The following is a 13,576-nucleotide window of genomic DNA, read 5'->3' as shown; positions in this document are numbered from 1 at the left end:
GGCTTTTCCAGTGTATTACAATTTAACTGTCGCCGGTAAATATTTAGCTATTAAATCCTCATAATAAGGTTTAAGTTCTGACACCACCGGCACTTTCGGGCTTTTTGAGTAAAGATCATATGGATTAAATTTATCCACCCATTTAAACATCTCTTTATCGTGCGGACTTAATAAATGACGATAAGCGTTTTCGCGATGTTGTGAATAAAACGAATGATAACGGATCATATACAACGCCGGCTCCGGTAAATAATCTTTGGTAATATGATACAAATATTCATCATGCCCCCATGACATATGGACATTATCTAATCCGCACTCGTGCGAGTAAACACCGTATTTGGTATTAAAGCGCTCGTCATGAATATCCGGGTTGTCAGCAAAAAACTCCGGGTAAACTATTTTATCAGAGAATGCGCATCCGACAGGAAAGGTATCTCCTACCACGTTCCATTGCGGCTCGCCAAATAAGCAAAGCACTTTGCCCAGGTCATGGATAAAACCGGTTAGTATAAACCAATCCGGATAACCATCAGCGCGGATGGCTTCGGCGGTTTGCAACAAGTGTTGCAGCTGATCCAGGGAGATATCAGGATCTGAATCATCAACCAATGTATTCAGATACTCCATGGCTTTCCACCAGGGCATTTCCATTTTATCAAATCTTAAAAAGTTAGCTTTCTTAGCTAACACATTATCGTAGGTTTGATATTTATGGTTAAGGCGATAAAACTCGCGGACGCCATCAATTTCAGGCGCATCATAATTTCTAAATTCTTCTTTAGCTTTCGCGGGCCCGGTTTCAGGATATCTTTTTAAAACATCATCTTCCCATACGTCCAGACTGGCTAACGGGGACAGGTCCTTTTCATTTAGATTTTCCATATATGTTTTCTTTAATTAAAGTTACCAAAAAATTGTATAAAGCGCTGTTAATATGCCACATATAGCTACCGACGCAATAACAAAACCCGGGGTAACCTTAAACATGCTGCTATCAACCTCGAGTCCTTTTTTGTTATCCTTACTTTCAGGATCGGTAAGTGTTACCGCAACCATTAACAAAATTACAATTAAAAACACCCATGACATACGGTTTAAGAACGGAATGGGTTCAATATATCCGTGGCTTAGCTGTGGAAGGTATTTAAACAGAACTGATAGCGGTATAGTAACAATAGCCGTAACCAAAGCAGCCCTTGAAGTTGTCCGTTTCCAGAAAAAACCCAGCAGGAATATGGCGAATATGCCGGGCGAAATGAAGCCTACATATTCCTGAATAAATTGGTAAACCTGGTCAAACGTACGTAAAGCAGGTGCTATCAACATGGCTATAACCGAAGCGAAAATAACCGTCAGCCTGCCCACATTAACCAATTTACGCTCTGACGCATTTTTATCGATATGCTTTTTATAAACATCCAGCGTAAAAATTGTAGCTATACTATTGCTTTTGCCTGCAAGTGACGCCACAATGGCTGCCGTAAGCGCTGCAAATGCCAATCCTTTTAGTCCACCGGGCAATAAATTCATTAATATCGGGTAGGCATGATCTGGTTTTACATCTTTACCATCTAACATTTCCGCATGAAAATATCCGTGCTGATATAATACATAAGCTGCAATGCCTGGTATCACCACAATAACCGGGATCAATAATTTTAAAAAAGCAGCGAATATTAAACCACTGCGCCCGGTTTTTAAATCTGCACCTAAGGCGCGCTGTACAATATATTGGTTGCAACCCCAATAATTTAGGTTGTTTATCCATAAGCCGCCGGCCAGTACAGCTATGCCTGGTAATTCGTTGTAATACTTGTCGCCTTTATGAAATATCATATGAAAGTGGTCGGACGCCTGCTCTCTTAATAAGGGCAACGCATCAAAAACGGTTTTGGCCCCCAATTTCTCTGATACCAGGTGCAAGGCCATATAGCAGGTAATTAAACCACCCATTACCAGCACAAACACCTGTATAACATCAGTGTAACCAATAACCTTCATTCCGCCCAAAGTAATTATTGCCGAGAATATAGCAAGAGCTATTACACATACATTAAAAGAGATCCCGGTAATAGTCTCAATTGCGAGGGCTCCTAAAAAGAATATCGACGTTAAATTAACAAATACATAGATCAACAACCATAATATCGCCATTAGCCCGCTTACCATATCGTTATAGCGCTGAGACAAAAATTGCGGCATGGTGTAAATTTTATTTTTGATGTAGATTGGCAGGAAGAACACCGCTACAATAATTAAAGTGGCGGCGGCCATCCATTCATAACTGGCTATTGCCAGCCCCATGGCAAACCCGGAGCCCGACATGGCGATAAAGTGTTCGGAAGAGATGTTTGAGGCGATTATGGAGGCGCCGATGGCCCACCAGGTTAATGAACCCTGCGCCAGGAAATAATCTTTTGTATCGACGTTTTTAGTTTTCTTACTGTAATAAACCCAATATCCGTAACCGGATACCACAATAAAATAAATGAAGAATACAATGTAATCTCCGGTAGATAAATGATTCATTTATGTAGAAATATTAGGGTTATAAATTGGCACTATCGAAGTACCGCAAAATATTTGTCATAAACAAATCACCACCATTAATATTGCCTTTAATTAATGGTGGTATTTTGTTAAATTATAACCCCAAGACTTTGGGACATCAAAGTTTACTTAACGGAAGCAGAATTTTTTCAGGAACGGTATCCTAATTTTTTACCTGTTGTTTTGGATTACCTAAACGAATGCGTTTATACCGCTCTAATACCCCATGTTCATTGATAGCGTAATTTGCGTCATTAGTATCAGTATCAATTTTATATTGAGTTGAACGGCGTATTTTAACATATAAGGGTAATAATATCGCGCTTAATATTAATCCTATTTGTAGGGCTATCAGTAACATAATTTATCTGTTTAGTTTTTCATGCTACCAGTTAACCAAAAAGAGTGCCGCGATTTTAATGACTATAAAAACCCCTTTTAAGTTAATTTAAGGGTATTTTGTAGTTTATGGAGATTCAAGGCATTGTATAGCAAAAGACACTATCCTGTGAATACTGACCTGAATTTAAAGAAATTACCGGCTAGTCGACTTTTAGCCAACCTGTTATACTCATCCTTGGCTTATTGGTGCACAAAACCTCATGTACCAGTTCACCGCTTTTAAAAAACACGCTCTTGCCATCTTCAGGAGATATATTCTGTGGGCCGTCTTTATGATGGATGCACAGTTCTCCCCCATCTGCCTGCAGCCAGCCGGTATTTAAATAAATGATCATCGAGTATTTACGGCTGTCATTATTTTTAAACTGGTCTAAGTGTTTTTTATAGAAGCTGCCTTTGGGATATAACGTGTAATGAAATTCGTAACCGGTAATACTCGTATAACAGGTATTATTTAAATAAAGCACAAAGCCGTCCATCAAATCAAAAAAAGCGTTTTCATGCTTATTGTTGTGCCTCCGGTCAAGCCAATAAATCATATCACCTCTTACCTTGCTATCATGCAAAGCATCCGTACCGTTTCCAGTACCTGCTTGTTTAAAACGATTTTGGGAATAACAATCTGCTAAATTTTGTTTAAGCTGCAACGAAAGCTGCGCGCTGATAAAATTTTGAGTGATGCCTACCTTATCCGCTATAAAGCTGTCAATAAGGGCATTAAATATTTCTTCCAATAATCAGCAGATAAGCACAATGAACGATATGGCGTCAAGGTACCTGTAATTTATTGCTTTTGGTTATAAGTTTCAATTTAAAGATGCCTGGTGTACCATCACCAGGTTAAGCTGGTTTGTGGGAATAGCCGGCGGGGCATGTTACCGAGACAACCCGGCAGTGTTGTATAAAAAAACCACGCTTTCTTTTTTGGAAAAGCGTGGTTTTAAACGGATTTGTTGATTTTTAATTTTTAAATATGGCCTCAACAAAAGGATGTTGATAGACATCGGCCACGGCTTTATAAGCTACCGTACCGTTATAAGTATTCAGTCCTTTCAACAAGGCTGGGTTTTCAGAAAATGCTTTACGGTAACCTTTGTTAGCAATTTGCAAAGCGTAACCCAAAGTTGCGTTGGTAAGCGCTATGGTTGATGTATTTGGCACGGCACCGGGCATATTGCCTACAGAATAATGCAATACGTTATGTTTTACATAAACCGGATTATCATGTGTGGTCGCATGGTCAGCAGTTTCAAACATACCACCCTGATCAATAGCGATATCAACAATAACAGAACCCGGCTCCATCGTGACAATCATGGCCTCTGTTACCAGCTTAGGTGATTTGGCACCCGGAATCAAAACAGCACCAATAACCAGATCCGAATTTTTAACCGCCTTAGCTATGTTGCTTGAGTTTGAAGCAAGTGTTGATATCTGGTAACCAAAAATATCGTCCAGCTGGCGTAATCTATCTAAGTTATTATCAATAATAGTAACATCGGCGCCCAGACCAATGGCAATTTTTGCAGCGTTTGTACCCGCTACGCCGCCACCAATAATGGTAACCTTACCGCGCCGGACACCCGGTACGCCGCTCAATAAAACGCCCTTGCCACCGTTGGGTTTTTCTAAAAAGCTTGCACCCACCTGTACTGACATTCGGCCGGCAACCTCGCTCATAGGCGTAAGTAACGGCAAGGTACCGTTTGGCAACTGTATAGTTTCGTAAGCTATAGCGGTAACCTTATTTTCTAATAATGCTGTGGTTAGTTTTGGCTCGGCAGCAAGATGCAGGTAGGTAAACAGCATTAAATCGCTGCGGAAATATTGAAATTCACTTTCAATAGGTTCTTTAACCTTCATCACCATCTCGGCGCCCCATGCTTCAGCAGCGGCATCTACCAGCGTAGCCCCGGCTTTTTCATAACTGGCGTTGGTAAAACCAGATCCTTCGCCGGCTGTTTTTTGAATTAATACTTTGTGACCTGCCGCAACTAATGCTTCTACACCTGCCGGGGTCAGGGCTACCCTGTTTTCGTTGTTTTTGATTTCTTTTGGAACGCCAATTATCATTTTTATAGTATTACTTTATAAGATAAATAAATCATCATTGATTGACCTTTTAACGGGTCAACTGGTATAGCGATATAATGCTGAGACAGTTAAATTTCAGGCCGCAAAAATAGTCAAATAATCTGCCTTTGAAGATTTTGCAATCAATTAATTGAGATAATACAATTTGTTTAATTTGGCGTGACAAACAATGTTATCAGCTTAACAGTTAATATTATAAGATGAAAAAACTTTATACTTTATTGTTTCTAATTATCAGTATAAAATGCTTTGCGCAGGACAGTTTACAAACTTTAAATTTTAACCGAAATCATATCAAAAATACGGGTATGCAGGTGTTGGGCGGCTGGGCTGTGGCCAATATCGCAGTTGGCGGCATTGGCTGGGCACGTACCGCCGGTCAAACAAGGTATTTTCACCAGATGAATGCTATCTGGAACGTCGCTAATTTAGGCGTGGCCATACTGGGTTATGCAAGCACACAACGCGATAGGAACCGCACCTATACCGCCCGCGAAAGCCTGGATGAACAGAAGAAGCTCGAAAAAATATTCCTGGTTAACGGTGCGCTGGACCTGGTTTATATCGGGAGCGGTTTATATGTCAGCCACCGGGGTATTGTTAACAATTCAGATCAATCCCGGGGCTATGGCAACGCCATAATCATGCAGGGTGCTTTTTTACTGTTGTTTGATACGGTTATGTACAGTTCTGAAAAAAATGCGGGCAACAAATTACGCGCATTTTTAATGAAAAATCCAATTACTTTTGACGGGCAAAAAATTGGAATGTTGGTAAATTTTTAAAAGTTAATAATCTGAATGTCAGTCAACTCTTATTAATAATTTTATTAAAACACTTAACACACTATTCTTTGTTAACATAAATATAATATTAAATACATCTTATATTAACCTAACTTTGCACACATAAATTCAAAACCTTATTGTACATCTATATATTACAAAATGAAAAAAAATAAAAATAACGCGATAGAAAAAAAAGCTAAAAAAGAGCTAAAGAAAGATTTAAGCGACAAAATTTCCGGTCAAATAAAAACCCTGGTAAGTGAATTTGGACCCGGACTAAAAAAAGCTGAGAAAGCAATAGAAAAAGCGGCTAAAAATCTTGCAAAAAAATTAACAAAAATAACAAACAATAAACCGGCTGTTGCAAAGAAGAGGCCTGCCAGCGTAGCTAAAACACCCACGGTAGCAGTAGAAACAGCACCTAAAGCTGCTCCGGCAAGACCGGCAGCAGTGAAATCACCTGCAAAAACCGCGGTAAAGCCGGCTGCCAAAGCGCCTGCGAAGCCGGTTGCAAAAAAATAACACACGTAATTATAGAGATGCAAATTTGCGTCTCTATAATTACATATCAGCATTTAAAAAATGCTCCGCAAAATTAGGTTAGTTTTTTCTGCCTATTACATTTAAGGCAACTGCGCTATTATGCGGTATATCTAATGTAGTGCCTGGAATAACCTGAAAATACGCTTTTAAATAGCCATCGATAATGGCCTTTATGGTGTGATCTGTTGATTTTACAAATTCAGGATACACATAGGTCAGTGATTTTTGGTAATGGATCTGACCCTTTGTATCTACCGTAGCCCAAAAAGAATACGAGAAATCTTCGTAGGCTTTTTTTATAGTGATGGTATATTCAGGAAACATATACTCGTCTGAGGCATCCCATTTATTCATAATATCTGCTTCCACACCTTTTTTTATTACTGTAGCCCGCGGGCTTTCGCTTATAAACTGCACCGGTTTCCGTGCGGCAAAGAAACTATCAGGCTTAACGTTTACACTGGCTGTTCGTTTAACAAGGTATAAACTATCCCGCCTTAGTGGTTTTCTTACTTCGTCAATAGTTTTGTGTAAAACGTTTTTGATATAGTTTTCGGCATACATGGTCATATAGACATTTGACTTTACGTAATACACCGTTTTACCTTCAACCTTTAACACCTGGAACCTCAGGCTGTCTTTGCTTATGTGCATTGCTTTTAACCAGGTACCAGAAATGTTGAAAATAGAATCGTGATCTAACGTAACCGCGAAATTCAGGAACTTATCTTTATCCGGACTATAAACACTTGCCCATTTATCCGAATAAAACATCAGTTTCCATATGGGCGCAAGCTGGTAGCCGTCTTTGTTAAATATCAGCCCGCTATCAAAACTACGCCTCACTTCGATATAGTTAATTCGTTTTACCGGTTCAAAAGATATTTTGTTTTTTATGGGATCATTAAATTTGCACGCAAAGCAAACAACACTTATCAGGGCAATTAATGTATAGTGGCGAATATAAGCGGATGGCATGTCGTAAAAATGCAGATTAAATTTTTAATTCGGAATCTGGAATGAGTAAGCTATGTAACGATCATGATGCGAAAATGATATGGGGATATCTATTGGCTCATTTCCGTTGTATAAAACGGGGTAACCGGCGGCATGCTTTTTAATTTCCAGGCTATCCAACGTAAGGGATTCCTTCAATTTATCCAGTACAAATAATCGTACCGCTGCTGATTGACTTGAATAGTCGGTTGCATTGATTCTCCTGATACCCCAGCAGCTATGGCGGCCCTTAATTATACTGCCGACAAAATCATCATTAAGTACCGACTGGAAATGGTGTTCTGCACCCTTGAAACTTACAGTTCCAGCGTAAAACAAGCCGACTGATTGGTCGGTGTTTAATTCCGTGGTTTCCAGGTCATCAGGAACTCGAATTTCTGTGATTGATAATTTATGCGGTGCAAAAACCAGGTCACTATCTCCTCTTTTAAGATATTTATAGGCCGATTCTTTAACAGACCATAATAACCATACAAAATTTTCGAAAGAAATTTGATCAGGATTATGGAGTAAAAGTTCTGCAGGGATTATAAATTTTGAATAAAATGCGGGCAGACAGGTCCGCTCTTTATCAATAGCTTTAAGCGCGACAATATCATTGCCGGCACTTATCACGCAGTTTTGTTGATTTTATCGGCAATCACGTCGATGCAATTCCCAACGTTGTACATTTTTTCAGCTGCATCAAAATCAATTTCAATATTGTATTGCGCTTCAGCATCTATAATAATATCAACCAGGTTAGCCGAGTTGATTTTTAAGTCTTTTATAAGGTCTGTTTGTTCATTAATCCCTTCTAACATCTCCTTGCTTTCCGTGTACGGGGCCAGTACTTTTTTTAATTCAATTAAAATTTCTTTTCTATCCATCAGTCGTTTTTATATTTTGAGATAATTAAACAGCTGTTAACGTCACCAAAACCAAAATTGGCCTTCGCAACAGTGTTAATCTCCTTGTCTACCTTAATTGTAGGCAAATTGTTTTCCCCAATTATATCTAAAATTTCCGGAATTGGGTCTTCTAAATTTAAATTAGCGTGTACAAAGTTATGTTTTAGCTGCAAAACCGCTGCAACTGTCTCAATAGAGCCGGCTGCGCTAAGCGAATGTCCTACCATTGATTTTAATGAATTTACCATCGGAAAATCATCACCGCTACGTTTAAGAGCATGTACCCAATTCTGAATTTCCAGTTTATCAGCAATCGTTGCGGTTAAGTGTCCGCTCACCAGGTCGATATCGTTGGCGTTAATGTTTGCGTTGCTTATGGCCTCTCTGATACATTTTACAACGCCTTCCGGTCCGGGAGCCGTCATGCTGCCACCGTTGCGCTGGCCGCCCGAATTGGTTGAGCCCCCTAAGAGTTCGCCATAAATTTTAGCACCGCGGGCCAAAGCAAAATCCAGATCCTCTAAAACTAAAGCTCCCGCGCCTGACCCCGGTACAAACCCACCGGCCGACATACTCATTGGCCTTGATGCTCTTTCGGGCTCATGGTTAAACTTACGTGATAGCACGCGCATTGAATCGAATCCGCCAAAAACGTATTTATCTACATATTCACAGCTGCCAACCACCATTCGTTTGGCCATGCCAAATTTTATATATTCAAAACCCATTAAGATGGATTGCGTACCGGTGGCGCAGGCAGCAGAGTTATTGATAATTTTATTGCCTAAACCTAACCTTCCGGATATATAAGCGGTAACCCCACTGTTCATGATTTGTTCAACCACACGCGAGCCCAGCTTTTTTGATTCGTGGGCATCTACCCGGGTTATGGCATTTTTTATAACATCTGTATCGGCAACACTGCTGCCAAATACACAGCCTGTTTCCCAGAGCGTATCTTGAGCTACAATTTCATTACCGGCATCTGTCCAGGCGTCAAGCGCCGCTTTTATACCGTAGGCAATGCCTTTTCCTTTTAGGCCATATAAACTGGTTTCCGTAATATAATTACGCAGCTGCTCCCATTCAAACTCGGGTATGCCGCTCACCTGGCAATTAAATTTCAGCTCCTCATATTCCGGTATAAACCGAATGCCCGAAATGCCGTTTTGTATGGCATGTAAAAAATCAGGGATATTTAATCCGTTTGGCGATACAACACCCAAACCTGTAATAACAACGCGGTTACCCATTATTTATACTTAACATTTGTTTAACAGCATTTTTAATGATGCCTGAAAATATCCCTTTTGCCACTAATTCGCCGTCCGCGTTTTGCATTTCAACCAAACACTTCAATTTACCGAACCGAAAATATTGTTTTTTAGAAGTTACGATAACCTTCTCACCGGGCAGCACCATTTTAAAAAACTCGACGTTGGTTGAGGTTAACAGCGGGAAAGAACCTTCATCCATTACCACACCTTCCTGCCGTGTGCCGCTGATCATTAAATGTATCCCCAGTACAACTAATCCTATCTGCGCCATTATCTCGGTGATAATAACACCCGGCGTTACCGGGTTACCCGGGAAATGATCTTCGTAAAAAAAGGCGTCTCCCTTCAATGTAAAATCGCCCGACACACCCTCATCGTTTAATGATGTGATGTTATCTACAAACAGGAAAGAGGATTTATAAGGTAAATATTTTAAGATATCGTTCATTTAAAATTAATCAATTAGGTATAAAACAACTGGAATCAGGCTGTTACCTGCAGTGCTCCCCGCCGTCTACCTGTATCACGGTGCCATTTATCCAGGCCGCCTCATCTGTACAAAGCAGGTATATAACGTTTGCAACGTCTTCTGGTTTTGTTATTCTTCCAGATGGATTCCTGGCGAGAGCATGCGCTATCAAACGTTCACTGTCAGGTATCCTTTTCAGGGATGGTGTGGCTGTTATGCCTGCCAGTATCAGGTTGGTTTTTAAACCATATTTTGCCAGCTCGACAGCCATGTAAGTTGTCAAACTTTCCAGGGATGCTTTTGCGATAGAAACAGCGGCATATCCCTCCCAATATTTATCTGAGCCTTCACTTGTCAAACCAATAATACGTCCGTCAGCATGAAACAGACCGGCAGCAATCAGGTCCTTTGTCCAGTCAAGCAGGCTGGTGGCCATCGCATAGGTTGTAAGCTGGATATCTTCTTGTGTAAGCGCTTCATTATCCCCCTCCTTAACTAACGGCTTCAAGTTACCGCGGGCTATAGAATGTAACAAGAGTTTAACTTTTTGTTTTCTATCAGCACTAAACTGATCAACAAACGCCTTGCGCGCGGATACATCTAATGCATTGATATTATAAGGGCTTATAATTACCTGATTAGATTCGGCTATAGCGGAAAGCTTTACTTTTAACGCTCTTTCTATAGCCGCGGTTTCACGATATAATACGGCGATGTTCATTCCATGCCGTGCCAGTTTTTCAACCGTTGCAAATCCAAACCCGCTGGATCCACCTAAAATCAGCGCCCAGTTATCAGAAAATTGTTTATTATTATTTTGCACTTAACTTTTATAAATATTAAAGTCTAAAAGTAAGGCAAATCCTCGTATTTACAGCTTATGCCGCTCACTTAATTAGACAAGACAGTATTATTGGCTATATTTGTAACCACTGACATCCATAACTAAAATATGAAAAGAAGAATGATATTTGCCTTGCTTTTATTGATGCCCGGCGCGATTGTTTTGAGCAAAAACAACCAGCAAAAGTTTGATAAAGCTGCATTTTATATGGTTATGGACCGCGGCAATTTAGACGAAGTCAGTAGTGAGATCGATGTTGTGTCAGCCTTATCATTGGCTGACAAAGATGGTTATACCGGCGCATTGCTGATGCGAAAAGCGGGATTGGTAAAACGACCGGCCGAAAAACTTAAACTGTTTAAAGCCGGCCGGATAAAGTTTGACACAGCAATATCTGCCGATAAAGACAATGTTGAATTTCATTTCCTGCGTTTTGCTATACAGGAGCATGCGCCCAAAATAGTTAAATACCATGCTGATCTGGAAGCCGATAAAAAAATCATCATCAGGGCTTATAAAAACCTGTCGCCGGTTGTACAGCATGCCATTATGGATTATACCCGAAATTCAAAATTATTACGCGCTCAGGATCTTAACTAAAATAGCAGAATGAGCAAAAAAGTATTAGCTATATATTATTCGCAATCGGGCCAGTTAGGCGAGATCATTGATAATTTTACCCAGCCACTAATAGATGCCGGTATTTCGGTTGAAAAAGTGCGCGTAAGCTTGGTTAACGAGCCCAACTTCCCCTGGACAGCAGATACTTTTTTTAGCGTAATGCCGGATTGCCAGCTGGATATCCCGGCCGAGCTACAGCCCTTTCAATTAAAAGAAACAAAATACGACCTGGTTGTCCTGGGCTACCAGGCATGGTTTTTATCGCCCAGCATCCCTTTTAATTCGTTAATGCAAAATGCTGAGCTGAGGGCGGTATTAAAGGACACCCCGGTTATTACCGCTACCGGTGCACGTAATATGTGGTTGAGCGCCTTTGTAAGAGTAAAAAAACTTTTACGGTCTGCCGGGGCCAAAATGGTGGGTAATATAGCTTTAGTTGATACCCACCCTAACCCGGTTAGCTTTATAACCATATTCCACTGGATGCTGCACGGAAAAAAAGACAGGTATCTAAACATTTTCCCCCCTCCGGGTGTTTCAGATTCAGATATAAAGCATACCAGTGTATTTGGTGAACACGTCGTGCCGCATTTGCAAAACAATAACTGGGAAGGACTGCAGGACGAGTTCGATGTTGATAAAGCTGTTGTGCTTAACTATAACCTTATGGTTATTGAAAGCACAGCCAGCAAAATATTTAAGGTTTGGGCCAATATTATAGCTAAAAAGAAAAATAAACTGCCCTGGATAAGGGCTTATAAATATTACCTGTTGATCGCTTTTTTTGTAGGGGCACCCATCTTAATAACATTGGATGCAATTTTATTCAGGTTTACCTCGCCTAAACGTATTAAGGCGAAAAAACAATATTATTTAAATTTAAATTAACCGGTATGCCCGTTTATATTACTAATACTTCTAAGTTTTTGCCGAATGAACCAGTTCCTAATGAAGATATGGAACTATACCTGGGTTATATTAATGATAAGCCGTCAAAATCAAAAAGCATTGTATTACGCAATAACGGTATAAAAACCCGTTATTATGCATTAGAAAAAGGTGGCAAACCTACCCATACCAACGCCGAAATGACGGCGCTTGCAGTTAAAGAACTATTTAAGAACAATCCGGAAAAAATGGCCGGGACTGAATTACTGTCGTGCGGCACTTCTTCACCCGACCAGATGATGCCGTCGCACGGCGTGATGACCCACGGCTGGTTGCCAGAGATCGGGCCTATAGAAGTAGTATCGCCATCCGGGGTCTGCTGCGCAGGTATGCACTCGTTAAAATTTGCCTACCTGGCTATAAAAGCCGGCGAAATTAAGTCGGCTGTCGCGACCGGTTCTGAGCGTTTTTCGGGTTTGCTGGTTTCTGATGTATTTGAAGAGGAAGCGCAAAAATTAAAAGAACTGACAGATAATCCGTTCATTGCTTTTCAAAAAGATTTTTTACGCTGGATGTTATCTGACGGCGCCTCGGCATTTCATTTAAGTGATGAGCCGAATGAAGATGGAATAAGCTTAGAGGTAGATTGGATTGAAGGCGTATCCTACGCTAACGAAATGGAGACCTGTATGTACATGGGTGGCGACAAGCAGGCCGATGGCACGTTGAAAGGTTTTATGGATTACACGCCCGAAGAGATCATGACCAAATCCATCTTTAGCGTTAAACAGGATATCAATTTATTGAGCGATAACATCGTCCCGCTTGGCGGCAAAAAAATAAAAGAGATTTTCGAGAAAAGAGGACTTTCAGCAAGTGATATTGACCATTTTCTGCCACATATATCCAGCAATTTCTTCAGGAGTAAAATATATGACCTGGTTGAAATTTATGGTGGCGGCATCCCTTACGAGAAATGGTTTATCAATCTTTATACCGTAGGTAACGTTGGTGCGGCATCCGTGTATTTAATGATAGACGAGCTATTCCACAGCGGCCGTTTAAAGAAAGGCGAAAAGATATTACTGCTTGTCCCTGAAAGCTCACGCTTCTCCTATATGTATGCGATGCTTACCGTTTGCTAAATTCATTAGATTTGACAACTTTTAAGAAGTCGTCTCTTCTTGGTA

At 40.4% G+C, this 13,576-nt stretch carries 16 protein-coding genes; 5 read left to right on the top strand and 11 right to left on the bottom strand.

Annotated features, from left to right (window positions below):
- Positions 1-15 precede the first annotated feature (15 nt).
- The 5 genes from LJ658_RS13105 to ald all read right to left on the bottom strand — a co-directional run bounded on the left by LJ658_RS13105 (position 16) and on the right by ald (position 5,028).
- Complete coding sequence (locus tag LJ658_RS13105; RefSeq protein WP_230546974.1) at positions 16-885, bottom strand: inositol oxygenase; 870 nt, start codon at positions 883-885, stop codon at positions 16-18.
- A gap of 21 nt (positions 886-906) precedes the next feature.
- Positions 907-2,532 (bottom strand): sodium/sugar symporter, encoded by a 1,626-nt coding sequence (locus LJ658_RS13100; RefSeq protein ID WP_230546973.1) that lies wholly within the window; start codon positions 2,530-2,532, stop codon positions 907-909.
- A gap of 184 nt (positions 2,533-2,716) precedes the next feature.
- On the bottom strand, positions 2,717-2,914 hold the full coding sequence (locus tag LJ658_RS13095; RefSeq protein WP_230546972.1) for a hypothetical protein: 198 nt from the start codon (positions 2,912-2,914) through the stop codon (positions 2,717-2,719).
- A 181-nt stretch (positions 2,915-3,095) separates the two neighbouring features.
- Positions 3,096-3,689 carry a 2OG-Fe(II) oxygenase gene (locus tag LJ658_RS13090; RefSeq protein ID WP_230546971.1) on the bottom strand — a complete coding sequence of 198 codons (594 nt, stop codon included), beginning with the start codon at positions 3,687-3,689 and terminating at the stop codon, positions 3,096-3,098.
- A 226-nt stretch (positions 3,690-3,915) separates the two neighbouring features.
- Positions 3,916-5,028 (bottom strand): alanine dehydrogenase, encoded by a 1,113-nt coding sequence (gene ald / locus LJ658_RS13085; protein WP_230546970.1) that lies wholly within the window; start codon positions 5,026-5,028, stop codon positions 3,916-3,918.
- A gap of 221 nt (positions 5,029-5,249) precedes the next feature.
- Between ald and LJ658_RS13080 the strand changes: the two genes are divergently transcribed.
- A complete protein-coding gene (locus tag LJ658_RS13080) occupies positions 5,250-5,834 on the top strand; it encodes a hypothetical protein (RefSeq protein WP_230546969.1) in 585 nt (194 codons plus the stop codon).
- A 162-nt stretch (positions 5,835-5,996) separates the two neighbouring features.
- Complete coding sequence (locus tag LJ658_RS13075; RefSeq protein ID WP_230546968.1) at positions 5,997-6,359, top strand: hypothetical protein; 363 nt, start codon at positions 5,997-5,999, stop codon at positions 6,357-6,359.
- Between the two features lie 78 nt (positions 6,360-6,437).
- Here the strand turns inward: LJ658_RS13075 and LJ658_RS13070 are convergent, their stop codons facing one another.
- Genes LJ658_RS13070 through LJ658_RS13045 form a run of 6 tightly spaced genes read right to left on the bottom strand, consistent with a single transcriptional unit; the run spans position 6,438 to position 10,856 of the window.
- Positions 6,438-7,358: a hypothetical protein gene (locus tag LJ658_RS13070; protein WP_230546967.1), complete on the bottom strand. Its 921-nt coding sequence runs from the start codon at positions 7,356-7,358 to the stop codon at positions 6,438-6,440.
- Positions 7,359-7,382: 24 nt separating this feature from the next.
- The gene (locus LJ658_RS13065) at positions 7,383-8,012 is read right to left on the bottom strand and encodes a 4'-phosphopantetheinyl transferase superfamily protein (RefSeq protein ID WP_230546966.1); all 630 of its coding nucleotides are present in this window, start codon (positions 8,010-8,012) and stop codon (positions 7,383-7,385) included.
- A complete protein-coding gene (locus LJ658_RS13060) occupies positions 8,009-8,266 on the bottom strand; it encodes an acyl carrier protein (RefSeq protein ID WP_230546965.1) in 258 nt (85 codons plus the stop codon). Before LJ658_RS13060 ends, LJ658_RS13065 begins: the two co-directional genes overlap by 4 nt.
- Entirely contained in the window at positions 8,266-9,540 is a 1,275-nt protein-coding gene (locus tag LJ658_RS13055; RefSeq protein WP_230546964.1) for a beta-ketoacyl synthase, read from the bottom strand. The genes LJ658_RS13060 and LJ658_RS13055 overlap by 1 nt, the downstream gene beginning before the upstream one ends.
- Positions 9,533-10,012 carry a 3-hydroxyacyl-ACP dehydratase FabZ family protein gene (locus tag LJ658_RS13050; RefSeq protein ID WP_230546963.1) on the bottom strand — a complete coding sequence of 160 codons (480 nt, stop codon included), beginning with the start codon at positions 10,010-10,012 and terminating at the stop codon, positions 9,533-9,535. Before LJ658_RS13050 ends, LJ658_RS13055 begins: the two co-directional genes overlap by 8 nt.
- A gap of 43 nt (positions 10,013-10,055) precedes the next feature.
- Entirely contained in the window at positions 10,056-10,856 is an 801-nt protein-coding gene (locus LJ658_RS13045) for an SDR family oxidoreductase (RefSeq protein WP_230546962.1), read from the bottom strand.
- Positions 10,857-10,985: 129 nt separating this feature from the next.
- On the opposite strand from LJ658_RS13045, the gene LJ658_RS13040 reads away from it, so the two are divergent.
- The 3 genes from LJ658_RS13040 to LJ658_RS13030 are packed head-to-tail and all read left to right on the top strand — an operon-like array spanning position 10,986 to position 13,531.
- Positions 10,986-11,477, top strand: coding sequence for a hypothetical protein (locus LJ658_RS13040; protein ID WP_230546961.1), 492 nt, complete (start codon positions 10,986-10,988; stop codon positions 11,475-11,477).
- A 9-nt stretch (positions 11,478-11,486) separates the two neighbouring features.
- Positions 11,487-12,386 (top strand): hypothetical protein, encoded by a 900-nt coding sequence (locus tag LJ658_RS13035; protein WP_230546960.1) that lies wholly within the window; start codon positions 11,487-11,489, stop codon positions 12,384-12,386.
- 5 nt (positions 12,387-12,391) lie between these two features.
- Complete coding sequence (locus tag LJ658_RS13030; RefSeq protein WP_230546959.1) at positions 12,392-13,531, top strand: beta-ketoacyl-ACP synthase III; 1,140 nt, start codon at positions 12,392-12,394, stop codon at positions 13,529-13,531.
- Positions 13,532-13,576: the final 45 nt, after the last annotated feature.

Origin of the sequence: Mucilaginibacter sp. UR6-11, assembly GCF_020880695.1 — a bacterium.
Taxonomy (GTDB): Bacteria; Bacteroidota; Bacteroidia; order Sphingobacteriales; family Sphingobacteriaceae; genus Mucilaginibacter.
This window is presented reverse-complemented; position numbering and strand designations above follow the sequence as displayed.

Excerpts from the sequence above, each read along its gene's own strand:
- LJ658_RS13035 (WP_230546960.1), top strand. The coding sequence starts at position 11,487 with ATGAGCAAAAAAGTATTAGCTATATATTATTCGCAATCGGGCCAGTTA.
- LJ658_RS13060 (WP_230546965.1), bottom strand. The coding sequence starts at position 8,266 with ATGGATAGAAAAGAAATTTTAATTGAATTAAAAAAAGTACTGGCCCCG.
- LJ658_RS13100 (WP_230546973.1), bottom strand. The coding sequence starts at position 2,532 with ATGAATCATTTATCTACCGGAGATTACATTGTATTCTTCATTTATTTT.
- LJ658_RS13075 (WP_230546968.1), top strand. The coding sequence starts at position 5,997 with ATGAAAAAAAATAAAAATAACGCGATAGAAAAAAAAGCTAAAAAAGAG.
- LJ658_RS13055 (WP_230546964.1), bottom strand. The coding sequence starts at position 9,540 with ATGGGTAACCGCGTTGTTATTACAGGTTTGGGTGTTGTATCGCCAAAC.
- LJ658_RS13050 (WP_230546963.1), bottom strand. The coding sequence starts at position 10,012 with ATGAACGATATCTTAAAATATTTACCTTATAAATCCTCTTTCCTGTTT.
- LJ658_RS13070 (WP_230546967.1), bottom strand. The coding sequence starts at position 7,358 with ATGCCATCCGCTTATATTCGCCACTATACATTAATTGCCCTGATAAGT.
- LJ658_RS13105 (WP_230546974.1), bottom strand. The coding sequence starts at position 885 with ATGGAAAATCTAAATGAAAAGGACCTGTCCCCGTTAGCCAGTCTGGAC.
- LJ658_RS13030 (WP_230546959.1), top strand. The coding sequence starts at position 12,392 with ATGCCCGTTTATATTACTAATACTTCTAAGTTTTTGCCGAATGAACCA.
- LJ658_RS13095 (WP_230546972.1), bottom strand. The coding sequence starts at position 2,914 with ATGTTACTGATAGCCCTACAAATAGGATTAATATTAAGCGCGATATTA.
- LJ658_RS13080 (WP_230546969.1), top strand. The coding sequence starts at position 5,250 with ATGAAAAAACTTTATACTTTATTGTTTCTAATTATCAGTATAAAATGC.
- ald (WP_230546970.1), bottom strand. The coding sequence starts at position 5,028 with ATGATAATTGGCGTTCCAAAAGAAATCAAAAACAACGAAAACAGGGTA.
- LJ658_RS13040 (WP_230546961.1), top strand. The coding sequence starts at position 10,986 with ATGAAAAGAAGAATGATATTTGCCTTGCTTTTATTGATGCCCGGCGCG.